Here is a 16,982-nt window from a genome sequence, read left to right as displayed (position 1 = left end):
ATCTCAGCGGTAGCGGCGGTCCTGTTTGATGCGGCTCGTGAGCTCGGTGACCTGGTTGTAGATCGACCGCCGCTCCTTCATGAGCTCGGTGATCTTCTTGTTCGCGTACATGACCGTGGTGTGGTCGCGATTGCCGAACAGCTGCCCGATCTTCGGGAGCGACAGGCTCGTGAGCTCGCGGCACAGGTACATCGCGATCTGTCGCGCGGTGGCGATCGCCTGCGAACGGGATGAGCCGTACAGGTCGTCGACGGAGAGCTTGAAGTACTCCGCGGTGTGGTTGATGATGTCCGTCGGCGCGACGACGTTGTCCTCGTCGAGGGTGATCAGGTCCTTGAGGACGGTCTGCACCAGGGCCATGTCGACGGCCGTCCGGTTCAGGCTCGCGAACGCCGTGACGCGGATGAGCGTCCCCTCGAGCTCCCGGATGTTGCTCGACACCTTCGAGGCCATGAACTCGAGGATGTCGTCCGGCACCTGCAGGTGGTCGGACTGCGCCTTCTTGCGGAGGATCGCGATGCGCGTCTCGAGCTCGGGCGCCTGCACGTCCGTGATCAGACCCCACTCGAAGCGCGACCGCATGCGGTCCTCGAAGCCGGTCAGGTGCTTCGGTGCGACGTCGGACGTGATGACGACCTGCTTGTTGTGGTCGTGCAGCGTGTTGAACGTGTGGAAGAAGGCCTCCTGCGTGGAGTCCTTCCCCTGCAGGAACTGGATGTCGTCGATCAGCAGGATGTCGATGTCGCGGTAGCGCTGCTGGAACTGGTTCGAGCGGTTGTTCGCGATCGAGTTGATGAAGTCGTTGGTGAACTCCTCGCTCGACACGTACCGGACGCGGATCCCCGGGTAGAGGCTCTCGGCGTAGTGCCCGATGGCGTGGAGCAGGTGGGTCTTGCCCAGCCCGGAGTCGCCGTAGATGAAGAGCGGGTTGTAGGCCTTCGCCGGCGCCTCGGCGACGGCGACTGCCGCCGCGTGCGCGAACCGGTTCGACGAGCCGATGACGAAGTTGTCGAAGTTGTACTTCGGGTTGAGGCGCGACTCGGGTCGGCCGCTGGTGCCCGGGGAGTCGATCTGGCTCGGGACGAAGGGCGCCTCGATGTACTGGCGGGGTGCAGCGCTCTGCTCCACTGCTTCCTGGACGGGCTCGGCGTACTCCGGCACGTTCGGGTCGACGCGCGGCTCGGACGCCATGTCCGGGTTCACCGTGATGGCGAAGTTCGCGACAGAGTCGTCACCGATGCGGGCGACGGCCTCGGTGATCGGGATGCGGATCCGCTGCTCGAGCATGCCGCGGGTCAGGTCGTTGGGGACCTCGAGGTACAGGGTGCCGGCGAGGACGCCCTTCGGTTCGACCAGGTTGAGGAACCCGTGGAGCTGCGGCGTGATGCGGGGGTCTTCGCTGAGGATTCCGAGTACGGATGACCAGAGGTCCTCGACGGGGTCGGCCGGCATCGTCATGTCGCGCTCGTCTCCAGGTGTGTGTCGTGCGTTCGGTGCCGGACCGGGGTGCGTCCTGCTGGGGTCGGACGTGCCGGAGTGCCGCGGGGTGTGGCGCTCAGCGGACCGTGTCGTGCGCCGGCGGTTCGTCGGGGTCTCGGGGGCTTCGTCGACGCCTCGTACCGCGCGTGTTCCCACAGGGTTGTCCACAGTGTTGTCCACGACCGCCCGGATCCGTCGGACAGGAGTACTTCCCTGTCGTACCGGGGCGCGGGGCCGATCGATGACCCCACTGTAAAGGACCGGGCCGGGTGGCACCGAACGGAAGTTGTCCCCAATGTGGAGAATGGACCGCAGCGGTGTCCTCGACGCCTCCGGCACCGAGGCCGGCCCGATCGGCGTTTGACCTGCTCGCTGCTGTCACGTACCGTTAACCAGTTGACTGCGGCCGATTGGTCGCGCCCATCTGCGTCGTTCGACACCGAGCGATGACACATACATACGTGACGGCTCGCCGCGAGCAGCCGTGTGGAGAGATCATGAGCAAGCGCACCTTCCAGCCGAACAACCGTCGCCGCGCCAAGAAGCACGGCTTCCGCCTCCGCATGCGGACGCGTGCCGGCCGCGCCATCCTGTCGGCGCGTCGCGCCAAGGGCCGCACCGAGCTCTCGGCCTGATCAGGCTCACCGCCTGATCCGGTCCTCGGTCTGACCCCGGCATCGCAGTGTTGGCCAGCGCCAACCGCATCGTCCGCGGGGACGACTACCGGAACGTCGTGCGTCGTGGTCGCAAGAGCGCCACGGCGCACGTCGTCGTGTCCGTGGTCCGTCGCTCGACGGACCCCACCGGACCGTCGCGGTTCGGGTTCATCGTCGCCAAGACGGTGGGCAACGCCGTGACCCGGAACCTGATCAGGCGGCGGCTCAAGGCGATCGCGCACGGCATCCTCGCCGACTCCCCCGTGGGGTACGACGTGGTGGTGCGCGCACTGCCAGCCGCATCGCAGGCCGGATGGCCTACCCTGCTCGAAGACGTCGTGCGCTCCTTCGCGCGCGGGGTGGAGAAGGCAGCATGAACCGCACCCTGTGGACCCGGCTGGCCTGGGTCGCCGCGTTGCTCCCACGCAACGCTTGCGTCGTCGTGCTCCGCGCCTACCGTGCAGTGATCTCCCCGTTGTACGGCAACGTCTGCCGGTACCACCCGTCGTGCTCCCGGTACGCCCTCGAAGCGATCCAGCAGTACGGCGTCGTCCGCGGATCCGCGATGGGCGCCTGGCGCATCGCTCGCTGCAACCCCTGGGCTGCAGGCGGGATCGACGACGTCACGGAACGTCGTCGCCCGTTCGTCGTCAACCGGTTCGGGTTCGTCCTCGCGCCGATCCCGCAGCAGCCGCACCCCGCGGTCGGAACGGCCCGGCCGGTCCTGCTCCCCCAGCGCACTCGAAAGGCGTAGCCGTCCCCATGGACATCATCGGTACGATCCTCTGGCCGCTCAAATGGGTGGTCTCGGCCATCCTCGTCGGCTTCCACTGGATCTTCGAGAGCATCGGCATGGACCCGGGCGCGGGTATCACCTGGGTCCTCTCCATCATCTTCCTGACCTTCGTGGTCCGCGCCGCGCTGATCCCGATCTTCGTGCGGCAGATCAAGTCGCAGCGCCGCATGCTCGAGGTCGCGCCGCAGCTGAAGAAGATCCAGGACAAGTACAAGGGCAAGAAGGACCAGTTCTCGCGTGAGGCCATGAGCCGCGAGACCATGGCCCTGTACAAGGAGACGGGCACCAACCCGCTGAGCTCCTGCCTGCCGCTGCTGCTGCAGATGCCGATCTTCTTCTCGCTGTACTCGGTGCTGCACGAAGCCCAGATCAACAAGACGGGCATCGGCCTGCTCACGAACGACCTCGCGGCGTCGTTCGGCAACGCGGCCCTGTTCGGTGCCCCCCTGCACGAGACGTTCACCAACGCCTCCGGGTGGGAGGTCCGTGCGATCGCCGGTTTCATGATCGTGGTCATGACGGCCTCGCAGTTCATCACGCAGCTGCAGCTCGTCGCCAAGAACATGTCGCCGGAGACCAAGGCGTCGCCGATGTACCGCCAGCAGAAGATGATGCTGTACATCCTCCCGCTGGTCTTCGTGATCTCGGGTCTGAGCTTCCCCCTCGGCGTCATGTTCTACTGGCTCGCCTCGAACGTCTGGACGATGGCGCAGCAGTACTTCGTCATCCGCAGCATGCCGACGCCTGGTTCCGAGGCGGCCCTGGCACGTGAGGCGCGTCTGGCCAAGAAGGCCCAGCGTCGCGGCATCGCCAACCCGGTCCTCGCCGAGGCCGGTGCCGGTGCTGGCGCCGCCGAGATCGAGGCCGTGCGCGTCACCACCCAGCGTTCGCAGCCGGTCGGCAAGCAGCGCTCGAAGAAGAACGGGAAGAAGTAAGTGACCGAGCAGGACACCGCCGCAGCCGTCGACACCACCGAGGTCCCGGACGAGGACGCCCGTGACGAGGCCGACATCGCTGCGGACTACATCGAGGAACTCCTCGACATCTGCGACCTCGACGGAGACATCGAGATCGAGGAGCGCGCCGGTCGCGTCTACCTGTCGGTCACCGACGACGGCGAGGCGCTCCGCGTCCTCTCGAAGCCGGACACGGTCACGGCCCTGCAGGAACTCACCCGCATCGCCGTCCAGGCCGAGACGGGCGAGTTCAGCCGGCTCATCCTCGACGTGGGCGGCTCCCGTGACGCTCGTGCCGACGAGCTGCAGCGACTGGTCGACACCGCCGTCGAGCGCATCGAAGCCGGATCGTCCTCCGCAGCACTCCCCCCGATGTCGTCGTACGAGCGCAAGCTGGTCCACGACCTCGTCGCTGAGAAGGGCTTCCACTCGGAGTCCGAGGGTGAGGGTCGGGACCGCCACACGGTCGTCACCCGATGACGGACGAGTCGGTGTCAGCCGACACCGCTCCCGTGCTTTCGGACGCTGCTCCGGTGCTCGAGGCTGAGCCTGCGGTTGCGTCCGTGCTCTTCGGCGATCAGATCGAGACGGCTCGGTCGTTCACGAACGAGCTGGCTCGCCGAGGCGAGGAGCTGGGCCTGATCGGCCCGCTTGAGTTGCCTCGACTGTGGACGCGACACATCCTCAACTCCGGCTTGCTGGCGCCCCTCCTGGAGGCCCGTGGTCGGGTCGCCGACGTCGGCTCGGGTGCGGGATTGCCCGGTCTCGTGCTCGCGATCGCCCGTCCGGACGTGCACTTCACGCTCATCGAGCCGATGGAGCGCCGCGTGGACTGGCTCACCAGTGAGTCGAGCCGGCTCGGCCTGTCGAACGTGACGGTGGTCCGCGGCCGCGCCGAGGACGTCTCCGACGCCATCGTGGTCGACCAGGTCACTGCGCGTGCCGTCAGTGCGTTGTCGAAGCTCATCCCGATGACGGTTCCACTCGTCCGCTCGGGCGGGCAGCTCATCCTGATGAAGGGTGCGCGAGTCGACGACGAGATCGAGAAGGCGCGCAAGGTGATCCTTCGCCAGCACCTCTCGGACGTCGAGGTCCTCGAGCTCGGGGATGGTGTGGTCGCAGAGACCACGCGGGTCTTCCGGGCTACAGTTGACTGACCCTGCGGCTCGGATCGGGACGACTGATCTCTTGCTGCTCTACGTTTCACGTGAAACATCGAACCGGGGAAGAGGCACTCGTTGAGCTCATCGACCGATTACGACGCGTCGACTCCGCTTGCTCGCGAGATCGCCGACCTGAACCGCCGACGCCGGGCGATCGCGACGCAGCAGTTCCCGTTGCCCTCGAAGACGCGGATCATCACCGTGTCGAACCAGAAGGGTGGCGTCGGGAAGACCACGACGACCGTCAACTTGGCTGCCGGCCTCGCGCACGGTGGCGCACGGGTGCTCGTGATCGACCTCGATCCCCAGGGCAACGCGTCGACGGCCTTGGGCGTCGACCACCAGGCTGAGGTCGCGAGCATCTACGACGTCATCGTCGACGAGGCCGCAATGGCCGACACCGTGCAGCGGTCCCCCGAGTCCGACACCCTCTGGTGCGTCCCAGCGACGATCCACCTCGCGGGTGCTGAGATCGAGCTCGTCTCCTTGGTCGCTCGAGAACAGCGCCTCCGTACGGCGCTCGATCTGTACCTCCAGTCTCTGGACGAGCCGTACCACTACGTCTTCATCGACTGCCCGCCGTCGCTTGGTCTCCTCACGATCAACGCGTTCGTGGCTGCGCAGGAAGTCCTGATCCCGATCCAGTGCGAGTACTACGCGCTCGAGGGACTCAGCCAGCTGCTGCGCAACATCGAGCTCATCGAGCGGCACCTCAACCCGAACCTCCGGGTCTCGACGATCCTGCTCACCATGTACGACGGTCGGACAAACCTGGCGAACCAGGTGGCGAACGACGTCCGCGAGCACTTCGGTGACCAGGTCTTGAAGGCGATGATCCCCCGATCCGTCCGGGTGAGTGAAGCGCCGAGTTACGGACAGAGCGTCGTCGCGTACGACGTGAACTCCACCGGGTCGCTCTCCTACTTGGAAGCGGCCGCCGAGATCGCAGCACGAGGAGCGTAAGACTGATGGCACCCAAGCGAACCGGACTCGGCCGCGGCATCGGCGCGCTCATCCCGACGGCAACGGACCAGCAGGACCGCCCCGTCGACGTGTTCTTCCCGACCGGTGGGTCGCCGGCGTCGGCACCCACCGCGGACGAGCTCGTCGCCGTTCCGGGAGCCCGACTCGCGAACCTCAACCCGCTGGACGTGATCCCGAACGGGCAGCAGCCGCGCAAGGAGTTCCGCGAAGAGGAGTTGCAGGAGCTCGTCCACTCCATCCGTGAGATCGGCGTGCTGCAGCCCATCGTGGTCCGTCCGATCCCCGGGGCTGCGGGGACGGAGCCGCAGTACGAGCTGATCATGGGTGAGCGGCGCCTCCGCGCCACCAAGGAACTCGGGCTCACGACCATCCCGGCGATCGTCAAGGAGACGCCGGACGACGCGATGCTCCGGGACGCCCTGCTCGAGAACCTGCACCGGGCGCAGCTCAACCCGCTCGAAGAGGCTTCGGCGTACCAGCAGCTCCTGGCGGACTTCGGGATCACGCAGGAACAGCTCGGGCAGCGCATCGGCCGCTCCCGTCCGCAGATCACCAACACTATCCGTCTGCTGCGGCTCCCCTCCCCCGTGCAGCGTCGGGTCGCTGCCGGCGTGCTGTCGGCCGGTCACGCCCGCGCGATCCTTGCTGCCCCGGACGCGGAGGCGATGGAGTACCTCGCCGAGAAGATCGTCAACGAGGACCTGTCGGTGCGCGCTGCCGAAGCGATCGCGCAGCAGTTGGCGACGAAGACCCCTCCGAAGACCACGCCGCAGCCCTCCAAGAACCAGGCGCACTTCAACGACCTTGCTGAGCGCATCGGTGACCGGCTGAACACGCGGGTCAAGATCGCCGTCGGTGCCCGGAAGAGCTCCGTGACGATCGACTTCGCGAACGGTGACGACCTCAATCGCATCCTGTCGGAGCTGGGGATCAGCGACGTCTCGTCCTGACGGCTTGTCAACGGCGCTGAGCGCCCCGTAGCGGGCCTCGCATGCCTGGTGCGGGCGCCCGGAGCAGCCAGGGGTCGTTCGGCCCGACACGGGGCGCGGAGCCGTTCCCGTGGTTCGAGTTCACGGGCAGCGAACGGGAAGCCCGTACGTTTCACGTGGAACACTGCCAGGCTCGCATCATGAGATCCTGCAATCCCGAGCCGCTCTGGCGTGATGTCGTCGGTCGAGAACTCCGCGTTCGTCGCCGCGTCCGAGGGGACACCCTGCAGGATGTCGCTCGTCGCGCAGGGGTGTCGCCGCAGTACTTGTCGGAGATGGAACGGGGGCGGAAGGAGCCTTCGAGCGAGATGTTGGCAGCAGTGGCCGGCGCACTCGAGAGCTCCTTGCTGGACTTGACGGCGGCGGCAACAGAACAGCTCCGCGAGCGAGCACGTTCCGCAGGTGCTGGTGGCGAACAAGTGCGGAGCGCGTTCGTCCTCGCTGCGTGAGGCGTGAACGGACAGCGCCGTCCGTCAGCGTCGAGTGATCACGTGGTCCACGAGACCGTACTGTCGGGCCTGTTGGGCCGTGAAGACGCGATCGTGATCGGTGTCGGCTCGGAGTTGGTCGGGACTCTGGCCGCTGTGCTCGGCGAGCAGGTACTCGATCTCGGCCCGGATCCGAACGACCTCGTCGGCCTGCAGGATGAGCTCGGGAATGGCCCCCTGTCCCTGCGCTGCGGGTTGATGGAGCACGACCCGAGCATGCGGCAGGGCCGACCGCTTTCCGTCGGCGCCCGCGGCGAGCAGGACGGCTCCGACACCGATTGCCTGCCCAACACAGGTGGTCGCGACGGCGGGGCGGATGAACCGCATGGTGTCGTAGACGGCGAGCATGGCACTCGGATCGCCGCCGTCGCAGTTGACGTAGAGCTGCACGTCCGAGTCCGGGTTGTCTGACTCGAGGAAGAGGAGCTGCGCGATGAGGGCATTGGCGACGCCAGCATCGATCGCGGTCCCGATGTAGATGCTCCGCTCGGTGAGGAGGTGCGAGTAGACGTCCAAGACCCGCTCGCCGCGAGCGTCCCGCGCGATGACGTTCGGGATCGTGTACGCGCTCAACGGTCTCCCTCCCCTGCCACAGGCCCGCCGAAGCCTGTCATCGTGGAACGGGGCTGCTGGGGCCGGATCACCGAGAAGTCGTCGACGATCAGGTCGACGAACCCGTAGTCGAGGGCCTCCTCGGCGGAGTACCAGTGGTCGTGCAGCGAGTCCTCGAAGATGCGGTCGACCGTCTGTCCGGTGTCCGCTGCGATGAGTCCGAGCACGGTGTCGCGGGTGTCACGGAGGTGGTCTGCCTGCAGCGCAACGTCCACCGCACTCCCCCCGATCCCTGCGGATCCCTGGTGCATCAGGATCCGGCTGTGCGGCAGCGCTCGTCGCTTGCCAGGAGTACCCGAGGACAGCAGGAACTGCCCCGCGCTGCAGGCGATCCCGAATGCGAGCGTGCTGACATCGTTGGGGATCACCCGCATGAGGTCCCGGAGTGCGAGCATCGCCGGAACCGAGCCTCCGGGCGAGTGGATCCAGAGCGCGATGTCGTTCCAGGGGTCCGCCGTCGCGAGCTGTACCAACTGCGTCATCAAGACGGTGCCGTTGTCCTCGTCGAGGGCGCCGTCGAGTACGAGCACGCGTTGGTCGAAGAGGGCACGCCGGTACTCGGTCGTGAAGGCTGCGGGGGGTGGTGAATCGGTCATGCGTCCACCGTGCGCCCGCAGATGACCCGAGGCACCCGTTGCTGCTCAGAGCGGATCAGCTCTCAGCAGCGAACCACGAGTGCGACGTTCCACGTGGAACATCGACTCTCACGCATTCCGATGTTCCACGTGGAACGTCGGACCTGACGGATCAGGCGTGGTGGTCGCGGATCGCCTGTTCGGCGAGCTCCGCGTACGTCCACCCGAGATCGAATCCCGATGCGGAGAGTGCCTGCGGCAGCAGGGATGTCTCGGTCAGACCCGGGAGTACGTTGGCTTCGAGGAACCACGGCGTTCCGGCGCCGTCGATGATGAGGTCCACACGGGACAGGTGGCGGAGGCCGAGGGCTGTGTGCGCCGCGACGCCGGCATCGGCTGCAGCGGTCGCGAACTCGTCAGACAGTCGGGCGGGGGTGTAGAACGTCGTCTCCCCCGCGTTGTACCGCGCCTCGAAGCCGTAGATGCCGTTCCGCGGGACGATCTCCACCGCGGAGAGCGCCACCGGCCCGTCGCCCGTGTCGATGATGCCGACTGCGACCTCGGTGCCGCGGATGAGCTGCTCGACCACGACGTCGTCGCAGTACGTGTACGCCGTCACCATCGCCCGCGGCAGGTCGTTCACGTCGTCGACGAGGGTCACTCCCTGCGCGCTGCCGCCACGTGCCGGCTTCACGGCGAGCGGGACCGGGTGCTCCCCCGCGATGGCCTTGAGCACCCCGACGGCGCCGAGCTCGCGGAACACGTCGTGGGACAGCGTGACGGATCGTGGGGTGCGGACGCCTGCCCGCGCGACCAGCGCTGACGCCGTCGGCTTGTCCCATGCCAACCGGGCCGACGTGGAACGTGAGCCGACGAACGGGATGTCCACCGCCTCCAGGATGCCCCGCAGGGCCCCGTCTTCACCGGAGGCGCCGTGCAGAGCCGGCCACACGACGTCCGGGCGGGACTCGGCGAGAGCCGGCAGCAGCAGCGCGTCGGCGTCGCGGAGATCGACCTGCCAGCCGTACCCGGTCAGCGAGTCGGCGACCCGCCGACCGGAGCGCAGGGAGACGTCACGTTCGTGCGAGATCCCTCCGGCGACGACGACGACGTGACGACGAGTGAGCTCAGCCATGGGGATCCTCCGGTGTGGAACGACGGTGCTGATGGGCCACGCACCGCGGAAAAGCGCTGATCAGGAGATGTTCGGCGGCGGAGCGCTCACCGAGGACGTCTCGCGGACGACGCTGTTCGGTCGAGTCGTCGGACCGAACGTCTCGATCAGCTCGAGTTCGTCGTTGACGACGTTGGCGAGTCGCTTCACGCCGACGCGGATCTGCTCGGGGGTCGGGTAGCAGAACGACAGGCGGATGTGCCCGCCGCCACGACCGTCGGCGTAGAAGGCCGTCCCCGGCGTGTAGGCGACGAGTTCCTTCACGGCGCGCGGCAGCATGCCCTTCGAATCGAGGGACTCGGGGAGCGTCAGCCAGACGAAGAAGCCACCGTTCGGCTTCGTCCAGGACAGGTCCGGCAGGAACTCCCCCAGAGCGGACAGCATGGCATCACGGCGCTCTGCGTAGATGCCCCGGAAGGTGTCAACCTGACCCTTCCAGTCCGCGGCGTCCAGGTAGGCGTTCACGACGTACTGCCCGAAGGAGTTCGGGGCGAGGACGGCGGACTCGTTGGCGAGCACGAGCTTCTCGCGGATGGCGTGCGGTGCGAGCGCCCAGCCGACGCGGAAACCGGGTGCGAGGGTCTTCGAGAAGGACCCCAGGTACACGACGCCCTCTTCGTCGATGGAACGGATCGCCTGCGGTGCCGGCTCGTCGAACCAGAGGAGTCCGTAGGGGTTGTCCTCGAGCACCAGGATGTTGTTCGACCGGCAGATGTCGAGCACCTCGATGCGGCGCTCCCGGCTCATGGTGACGCCGGCCGGGTTGTGGAAGTTGGGGATCGTGTAGAGGAACTTGATCCGCTTGCCCTGCGTGCGGAGGTTCGCGATCGCCTCACGTAGTGCCTCGGGCACCAGCCCGAGCTCGTCGGTCGTCACGTGGACGGTCTCGGCCTGGTACGACCGGAACACACCGATCGCGCCGACGTAGGACGGGGACTCGGCGAGGACGACGTCGCCCGGATCGATGAAGAGCCGCGTGACGAGGTCGAGCGCGTGCTGCGAACCCGTCGTCACGACGACGTCCTCGGCACTGGCACGGATGCCCTCGAGGCTCATGACGTCCACGATGTGCTCGCGGAGGGACCGCAGACCCTGTCCGCCGCCGTACTGCAGTGCCATGGCCGCGTGCTCGTTCATCACGCGGTCCAGGGAGCCCGTGACGAGCTCCCTCGGCAGCGCGGAGACGAACGGCATGCCGCCAGCCAGCGAGACCACCTCGGGGCGCGAGGCGACGGCGAACAGGGCTCGGACCTCGGAGGCGCTCAGCCCGGCGGTGCGCTGGGCGTAGGAGTCGTACCAGGGGTCGAGGCTGTTGCCGTTCGTCATACCGTGCTCCGATCAGTGAGACATTCCCGCCACACTACGACATCGACCCCGGAAACCCGGGCTCCGCGGCGGGGGCCGATCCGCAACGGGTGGCATGCGAACGCCCCGCCGGCGCCTGCTGAGCAGGACGAGGACGGGGCGTTCGGTGGTGCTGGTGCGACCTACGCGAGGAACTCGGCGAGGTCGGCCTCGAGCGCGGGCTTCGGCTTGGCGCCGATGACGGTCTTGACGACCTCGCCGCCCTTGAAGACCTTCATCGCCGGGATCGAGGTGATCTGGTAGTTCATGGCCGACTGGGGGTTGTCGTCCACGTTGAGCTTCACGATCTCGATCTTGCCGGCGTGCTCTTCGGCGATCTGGTCGAGGATCGGCGAGACAGCGCGACACGGGCCGCACCATTCGGCCCAGAAGTCGACGAGGATCGTCTTGTCGGACTTGAGGACCTCGTCCGAGAAGGTGGCGTCGGTGACAGCCTTTGCGTTGGACATGGGTGTCCTTTCGTGAGAAGTCGGTACTGGGTGTGGAACCGCGGACGGGCCCCCGGCATTCCGGGGGCCGTACGGGTCAGGCGGAGATGGTGACCGGCTCGACCGGGGTCTCGCCCGCAGCAGCGTCGGTCAGCGTGTCCTCGAGGTCGGCGAGGTACTTCTCGGCGTCGAGCGCGGCGACGGCACCGGAACCGGCGGCCGTGATGGCCTGGCGGTAGGTGTGGTCGAGCACGTCGCCTGCGACGAAGACCCCGGGGACGCCGACGGCCTTGGACGTGCGGCCCTCGACGGCGATGGTGCCCTCGGGAGCGAGCTCGAGCTGACCGTGCACGAGGTGCACGCGTGGGTCGTTGCCGATCGCGATGAACAGGCCGTCGAGGGCGAGTTCGCTCTCGGTGCCGTCCACGGTGTCCTTGAGGGTCACGCCGGTCACTGCGGAGTCACCCTGGATGCCGATGACCTCCTTGTTCCACGCGAACTCGATCTTCGGGTCGTTGTGAGCACGGTCCTGCATGATCTTCGACGCGCGGAGGGTGTCCTTGCGGTGGATCACGGTCACCTTGTCGGCAAAACGGGTGAGGAACGTCGCTTCTTCCATCGCGGAGTCGCCACCGCCGACCACGGCGATGTTCTTCTGCCGGAAGAAGAAGCCGTCGCAGGTCGCGCACCACGAGACACCGTGGCCCGAGAGGCGCTCTTCGTCGGCGATCCCGAGGTGGCGGTACGCCGAACCGGTCGCGTAGATGACCGCGAGGGCTTCGTAGGTCTCGCCGGAGCCGACGGTGACCTTCTTCACGTCGCCGGTGAGGTCGACGGAGACGGCGTCGTCGTACAGGACCTCAGCGCCGAACTTCTCGGCCTGTTCCTGCATCTTGATCATGAGGTCGGGGCCCTGGATCCCCTCGGGGAAGCCCGGGAAGTTCTCGACCTCGGTCGTCTTGGTGAGTTCCCCGCCCGTCTCGACGCTGGACGCGACGATGAGCGGCTTGAGCTCTGCGCGCGCGGCGTAGATGCCGGCGGTGAACCCGGCCGGACCGGAACCGATGATGATGAGCTGGCGCATGCCTGACTGCCCTTCCGTTGCGTGCTGACCGGGTCAACACATGGTACCGGCGCGGCATTCCGCGACGTCCGGGAAGCGTGCGGTCAGCGACCGAGCTTGCTCTTCACCATGCCGACGGCGTTCTTGATCTCGCCGTTCTTGGCGACGACGAGCGCCCCGAAGTACACGAGGACCATGACGGCGCCGGTCAGGACGATGGTGATGAGTGCCCCGGTGCGGTCCGACATCGCGAACCCGGCCGCGGAGAACGCCCCGAAGAAGTTCACGACCAGCAGGCCGACCACCCCGGCGATCAGCGCGGCGATGATGAACTGCACGTGCGAGCGGGTCACGACCGGTCCTTCGATGCTGCCGAGCTTGCGACGCACCAGGACGAGCGCGACGATCGTCTGCGCGGTGCCGGCGAGCGTCGTGCACGCGGCCACACCGATGCCGATCACGGAGGTCGGGAACGTCGACACCGCGAGGGCACCGATGACGAACAGGACGGACTGGATGCACTGCATCAGGAACGGGGTCCGGTGGTCGTGCATGGCCCAGAACACGCGCTGGATGATGAACAACATGCTGAACAGCACCAGGCCCGGCATGTAGGCGACCAGGACGGCACCGACCTGCAGGGCGCTCTCGAACGTGCCCTCGTAGAGCCGGCCGAACGGCACCGCGACGACGACCAGCGCCACGGACGCGAAGACCGTGAAGAGTCCGACGATGCGCAGGGACAGCGACAGGTTCCGTCGGACTGATGCCAGGTCGCCGCGTGCAGCATCGTGGCTCATCCGGGTGAAGTACGCCGTCGCGATGGAGACCGTGATGATCGAGTGCGGCAGCATGAAGATGAGCCACGCGTTGCCGAGTACCGCGTTGCCGGGTCCGTCGCCCTGACCCTTCCACGCGACCGCGGACTGCACGATGCCGGCGACCTGGGTCACCAGGATCATCGCGAAGAGCCAGCCGGCAGCGGTTCCCGTCGACTTCAGGCCGACGCCGCGCCACCGGAAGTCCGGCCGGAAGGACAGCCCTGCTCGCCGCCAGAACAACGGGAGGAACGCCGCCTGGGCGAACACACCGAACGAGGCGCTGCCGGCGAGGAGCGCGATCTTCGCCGGCGTCCAATCGTCGAGGGCGCTGCCGCTCGTGCCGTACAGGGCGATGAACACCACGAGCCCGGCGATCGCGATGACGTTGTTGAGGAGCGGTGCCCACGTGAACGGACCGAACACCTGCTTGGCGTTGAGGACCTCACCGAGCAGCGAGTACATCGCGTAGAACAGGATCTGCGGCAGGCACCAGAACGCGAAGGCGATGGCGAGGTCGGTCGCAGCGGGACTCCGGGTGTCCGAGGACGTCGTGTACAGGCGGACCAGGAGCGGTGCCAGTGCCGTCGCGACGATCGTGATGACGATGAAGACCGACCCGCCGAGCGTCACGATCTTGTTGACGTACGCCTGTCCGCCGTCCGTGCCGTTCTTCATGGCGCGGACGATCTGCGGGATGAGCACGGCCGACAGCAGGCCACCCGCGATGAGCGCGTAGATGTTGTTCGGCAGCTGGTTCGCGACGGCGAACGCGTTCGCCGAGGGGCTCGCGTTCTGACCGATCGCGTACGCGAGCACGAAGGTCTTCGCGAAGCCGAGGATGCGGCTCACCATCGTCCCCGCTGCGAGCATCGCACTCGCCCGCCCCAGGCTGCGCTCCGCGACCGGTTCCGCGTCGACGTCGGGCTGGGGCTGGGTCGCGCTGATGGTCGGCTCCTCGGGCTCGCGGGCGTCCGCGACGTGGCTGGTACGGGCGTCGGACGGGAGGCCCGGCTCGGCCCCGGCACGGGCGATCGCGTCCTGCAGGCGGTCGCCACCAGGAGCCGCGACAGCGGCCGTGCCGGAGCCGGCCACGGCGAACGCGGTGGGTGCCTCGGCGCGGTGATCCGGGCCTCCCGGTCCGGCGACCGATCCCGCGGACGGAGCAGCCGCGCCGGGCGCACCCGGCTGCACGGCGAGCGGGCGGTTGGGGTCGTCGTCGTCCTCGTCGTCGAGTTCGCCGTTGCGACGACGGATGCGCTTCCGGATGCTGCGGAAGATCCCGAAGCCGAAGATCGCGATCAGGGCGACCGCTGCGGCGGCGGTGATGACCGTCTCCCACTGCGCCTGGACGTTGAGTTCGACGGTGGCGGGCTGCGCGATGGCGACACCGGTCGGGCTCGACAGGGACATGGTCAGTTCGACCTTGCCGTTCGCGACGGACTGCACGGGGACGGTCGCTCGGGTCGAGGAGTCCGGTTGGATCTCGACGACGATGTCGTTGCGGACGATCCGGAGGGCGGAGTTCGACGGCTGGACGGCCAGGTGCACCGTCACCGGGTAGTCCGAGCTGTTGCGGATGGACACCGGGAGCGAGGACCGGTCGCCGAGCAGGGTCAGGCTGCTCGAGTCGACGATCCCGACCTCGGTGGTCTGCTTCGCCCAGGCCGCGGTGCGGACGTCGACCGCGGCCTGGAGCCCGTCGTCGTCCCCGCGCCACGCGTTCGACGCGATGGCGAGCAGCCGGAGTCGTGCGGGAGCCGTCAGTTCAGCGGGGGTGTCGAGGATGGTGGCGAACGCGGAGAGCCCCTGTTCGCCCTGCACGAGGCGCTTGAGCTGTGCGATGCGGTCGGCCCCGGTGGACGCACTATTGAGCGTGAGCGAACCCGCCGTGGCGTCCGACGCGGTGGAGAGGTCCGCCGGTGCCACCCAGGCGGTGCTCTCGAGGGCGTCGAGGGTCTGGCTGAGGCGTGTGGAGTCCGAGGGCCAGTCGCGACCGAGGGTGAGCAGGATCGGCCCCGTGGCGGTGCCGTCGCGCGCCGAGGTGGCGAGCGTCGCCGTGAGCTCGGACATCGCCGAGGACCAGCTCTGGCGGTCCGGTGCGGTCGCGGCGTCGCGCAGCAGGGACGACATCGACTGGTCCGACACGAGGACGTGGTCGTCGCCGATCTTCTCCGACGCCGAGACCGTGGCGTTCGCGCCGGCGGAGGTGTTCCCACTCGACACGATGGTGGTGTCCTTGTCGGCCCGCTGCAGTGCCGTGAGGTCGGCCGCGGTCACGGTGCCGTCCGCCGGCCACGCGATGGAGTCCATCGAGTACGGGAAGTCCAGCAGCTGCTCGGTCGTGGGCAGCGTCTCCGTGGTCTCGCCCGAGCCGGCGCCGGTGGTGGCGTCGTCGCTCGGGGACGCGGAGCTGCTCGGGGTCGTCGTCTGCCCGGGCGTCGCGGTCGGGGTCGGTGCGGGGGTCTCGGCGCCGGGGAAGTTCTCGGTCTTCACGGACTGGTCGAGCGAGATCGGAGCGAGGATGCCGTCCGACCCGGCCTGGCGCAGCCCGGTGACGTCGGCGTCGGCGTAGGACAACGCGAAGGTCTCGTTGCGCAGGGACTCGAGGCGCTGGAGCCACGCGGTCGCCGCGGACGGCGCGTTCTCGCCGAGGATCCGGATCGAGGCGATGATGCGGGGGTCGACCGCGACGGCGACGTTGTGGTCCTCGGCGGCGTCGAGCTGCTGGGTGAGGGTGCCGTCCACCGAGGTCGCGGCGGCCAGGACGGCCGCGCTGAGGATGCCGTCCGTGGACTTCGGGACCGTCACCGGCATCGCGACGGAGACGCTGACCGGCACCTGCTCGAAGTCCGGGTACCAGGTGATCGCGGAGCGGGCGACGGCGAAGGTCTCCCCGGCCGTGTACTCCGCCGCGATGCGCCGCGCACCGAACGAGGAGTACCCGCCGAGTGCCACGTTGCCCGAGACGATCTCGACCGAGTCGATGGTGACCGATCGGTGCGCCGGGACCTCCGGGATGTCCACGGAGTCCATCGGGGCGCCGAGGTAACCAGTCGTGGTGGTGTCGGCGAGCCAGTCGGCGAGGACGTCCCGCGTGCTCACGGAGCGGAAGATGTCGAACTCCGCGGTGCCGGCGGGCAGCGCGGCGTCGGTGTCGTTCGTGACGGTCACCGAGAGGGTGAGGTCCTGGTCGCGCTGGACGATCCCACGGTGCGCGGGGGCGACCGAGATCGTGGCCTTGCCCGCATCGGCAGCAGCCGGATCGGCGAGGTGGGTCTTGGCCGACGACACCGTCGCAGCATCGGCGTGCGGGGCGCTGACGGGCGCGACGACCAGGCCGAGCGCGACGAGGGTCGACGCGGCTGCGGCGAGCGTGGTGCGGAGGATGTGCATACGGAAGCGGGCCACGGGGTCGGTTCGGGCCGAGCACGAG

The 16,982-nt window shown here is 68.0% G+C and carries 17 protein-coding genes; 9 read left to right on the top strand and 8 right to left on the bottom strand.

The window, feature by feature from the left end; translation table 11 throughout:
- Positions 1–3 precede the first annotated feature (3 nt).
- Positions 4–1,458, bottom strand: a complete 1,455-nt coding sequence (gene dnaA, locus ACIPV1_RS17525; RefSeq protein WP_111083682.1) for a chromosomal replication initiator protein DnaA — start codon at positions 1,456–1,458, stop codon at positions 4–6.
- 518 nt (positions 1,459–1,976) lie between these two features.
- Here dnaA and rpmH point away from each other — a divergent pair.
- The 9 genes from rpmH (at position 1,977) to ACIPV1_RS17480 (ending at position 7,472) form a co-directional block, all read left to right on the top strand.
- A complete protein-coding gene (rpmH, locus tag ACIPV1_RS17520; RefSeq protein WP_022889115.1) occupies positions 1,977–2,114 on the top strand; it encodes a 50S ribosomal protein L34 in 138 nt (45 codons plus the stop codon).
- 47 nt (positions 2,115–2,161) lie between these two features.
- A complete protein-coding gene (rnpA, locus tag ACIPV1_RS17515) occupies positions 2,162–2,512 on the top strand; it encodes a ribonuclease P protein component (RefSeq protein ID WP_123937122.1) in 351 nt (116 codons plus the stop codon).
- Positions 2,509–2,889 carry a membrane protein insertion efficiency factor YidD gene (yidD, locus tag ACIPV1_RS17510; protein WP_165901008.1) on the top strand — a complete coding sequence of 127 codons (381 nt, stop codon included), beginning with the start codon at positions 2,509–2,511 and terminating at the stop codon, positions 2,887–2,889. Before rnpA ends, yidD begins: the two co-directional genes overlap by 4 nt.
- An 8-nt stretch (positions 2,890–2,897) precedes the next feature.
- A complete protein-coding gene (yidC, locus tag ACIPV1_RS17505) occupies positions 2,898–3,866 on the top strand; it encodes a membrane protein insertase YidC (RefSeq protein WP_123292941.1) in 969 nt (322 codons plus the stop codon).
- The gene (locus ACIPV1_RS17500; RefSeq protein ID WP_111083678.1) at positions 3,867–4,367 is read left to right on the top strand and encodes a R3H domain-containing nucleic acid-binding protein; all 501 of its coding nucleotides are present in this window, start codon (positions 3,867–3,869) and stop codon (positions 4,365–4,367) included.
- Positions 4,364–5,044 (top strand): 16S rRNA (guanine(527)-N(7))-methyltransferase RsmG, encoded by a 681-nt coding sequence (rsmG, locus tag ACIPV1_RS17495; RefSeq protein WP_402726928.1) that lies wholly within the window; start codon positions 4,364–4,366, stop codon positions 5,042–5,044. The genes ACIPV1_RS17500 and rsmG overlap by 4 nt, the downstream gene beginning before the upstream one ends.
- Positions 5,045–5,125: 81 nt before the next feature.
- Entirely contained in the window at positions 5,126–6,013 is an 888-nt protein-coding gene (locus ACIPV1_RS17490) for a ParA family protein (RefSeq protein WP_402726927.1), read from the top strand.
- Positions 6,014–6,018: 5 nt separating this feature from the next.
- Positions 6,019–6,984: a ParB/RepB/Spo0J family partition protein gene (locus ACIPV1_RS17485; RefSeq protein WP_123292944.1), complete on the top strand. Its 966-nt coding sequence runs from the start codon at positions 6,019–6,021 to the stop codon at positions 6,982–6,984.
- A 41-nt stretch (positions 6,985–7,025) separates the two neighbouring features.
- Positions 7,026–7,472 (top strand): helix-turn-helix domain-containing protein, encoded by a 447-nt coding sequence (locus ACIPV1_RS17480; protein WP_402726926.1) that lies wholly within the window; start codon positions 7,026–7,028, stop codon positions 7,470–7,472.
- Between the two features lie 24 nt (positions 7,473–7,496).
- On the opposite strand, the gene ACIPV1_RS17475 is transcribed toward ACIPV1_RS17480, so the two are convergent.
- The 7 genes from ACIPV1_RS17475 to ACIPV1_RS17445 all read right to left on the bottom strand — a co-directional run bounded on the left by ACIPV1_RS17475 (position 7,497) and on the right by ACIPV1_RS17445 (position 16,957).
- Entirely contained in the window at positions 7,497–8,084 is a 588-nt protein-coding gene (locus ACIPV1_RS17475) for a ClpP family protease (protein WP_402726925.1), read from the bottom strand.
- Positions 8,081–8,719: a ClpP family protease gene (locus ACIPV1_RS17470; protein ID WP_402726924.1), complete on the bottom strand. Its 639-nt coding sequence runs from the start codon at positions 8,717–8,719 to the stop codon at positions 8,081–8,083. The genes ACIPV1_RS17475 and ACIPV1_RS17470 overlap by 4 nt, the downstream gene beginning before the upstream one ends.
- Positions 8,720–8,870: 151 nt before the next feature.
- A complete protein-coding gene (locus tag ACIPV1_RS17465; protein WP_173169052.1) occupies positions 8,871–9,833 on the bottom strand; it encodes an ATP-grasp domain-containing protein in 963 nt (320 codons plus the stop codon).
- Between the two features lie 60 nt (positions 9,834–9,893).
- On the bottom strand, positions 9,894–11,198 hold the full coding sequence (locus ACIPV1_RS17460) for a PLP-dependent aminotransferase family protein (protein WP_123339332.1): 1,305 nt from the start codon (positions 11,196–11,198) through the stop codon (positions 9,894–9,896).
- 161 nt (positions 11,199–11,359) lie between these two features.
- Positions 11,360–11,686, bottom strand: coding sequence for a thioredoxin (gene trxA, locus ACIPV1_RS17455; RefSeq protein WP_017887828.1), 327 nt, complete (start codon positions 11,684–11,686; stop codon positions 11,360–11,362).
- A 76-nt stretch (positions 11,687–11,762) separates the two neighbouring features.
- Positions 11,763–12,749: a thioredoxin-disulfide reductase gene (gene trxB / locus ACIPV1_RS17450; protein WP_111083668.1), complete on the bottom strand. Its 987-nt coding sequence runs from the start codon at positions 12,747–12,749 to the stop codon at positions 11,763–11,765.
- Positions 12,750–12,832: 83 nt separating this feature from the next.
- Entirely contained in the window at positions 12,833–16,957 is a 4,125-nt protein-coding gene (locus ACIPV1_RS17445; protein WP_402726923.1) for a DUF6049 family protein, read from the bottom strand.
- Between the last annotated feature and the right edge of the window lie 25 nt (positions 16,958–16,982).

Origin of the sequence: Curtobacterium sp. NPDC089991 (assembly GCF_044748425.1) — a bacterium.
GTDB lineage: Bacteria > Actinomycetota > Actinomycetes > Actinomycetales > Microbacteriaceae > Curtobacterium.
Note: the sequence above shows the minus strand (reverse complement) of the source record. Positions and strands in the feature narration are given on the sequence as shown.

Coding starts and splice junctions, on each gene's coding strand:
- dnaA (WP_111083682.1), bottom strand. CDS start 1,458: ATGACGATGCCGGCCGACCCCGTCGAGGACCTCTGGTCATCCGTACTC.
- ACIPV1_RS17470 (WP_402726924.1), bottom strand. CDS start 8,719: ATGACCGATTCACCACCCCCCGCAGCCTTCACGACCGAGTACCGGCGT.
- trxA (WP_017887828.1), bottom strand. CDS start 11,686: ATGTCCAACGCAAAGGCTGTCACCGACGCCACCTTCTCGGACGAGGTC.
- ACIPV1_RS17480 (WP_402726926.1), top strand. CDS start 7,026: ATGCCTGGTGCGGGCGCCCGGAGCAGCCAGGGGTCGTTCGGCCCGACA.
- trxB (WP_111083668.1), bottom strand. CDS start 12,749: ATGCGCCAGCTCATCATCATCGGTTCCGGTCCGGCCGGGTTCACCGCC.
- yidD (WP_165901008.1), top strand. CDS start 2,509: ATGAACCGCACCCTGTGGACCCGGCTGGCCTGGGTCGCCGCGTTGCTC.
- ACIPV1_RS17460 (WP_123339332.1), bottom strand. CDS start 11,198: ATGACGAACGGCAACAGCCTCGACCCCTGGTACGACTCCTACGCCCAG.
- ACIPV1_RS17465 (WP_173169052.1), bottom strand. CDS start 9,833: ATGGCTGAGCTCACTCGTCGTCACGTCGTCGTCGTCGCCGGAGGGATC.
- ACIPV1_RS17485 (WP_123292944.1), top strand. CDS start 6,019: ATGGCACCCAAGCGAACCGGACTCGGCCGCGGCATCGGCGCGCTCATC.
- yidC (WP_123292941.1), top strand. CDS start 2,898: ATGGACATCATCGGTACGATCCTCTGGCCGCTCAAATGGGTGGTCTCG.
- rpmH (WP_022889115.1), top strand. CDS start 1,977: ATGAGCAAGCGCACCTTCCAGCCGAACAACCGTCGCCGCGCCAAGAAG.
- rsmG (WP_402726928.1), top strand. CDS start 4,364: ATGACGGACGAGTCGGTGTCAGCCGACACCGCTCCCGTGCTTTCGGAC.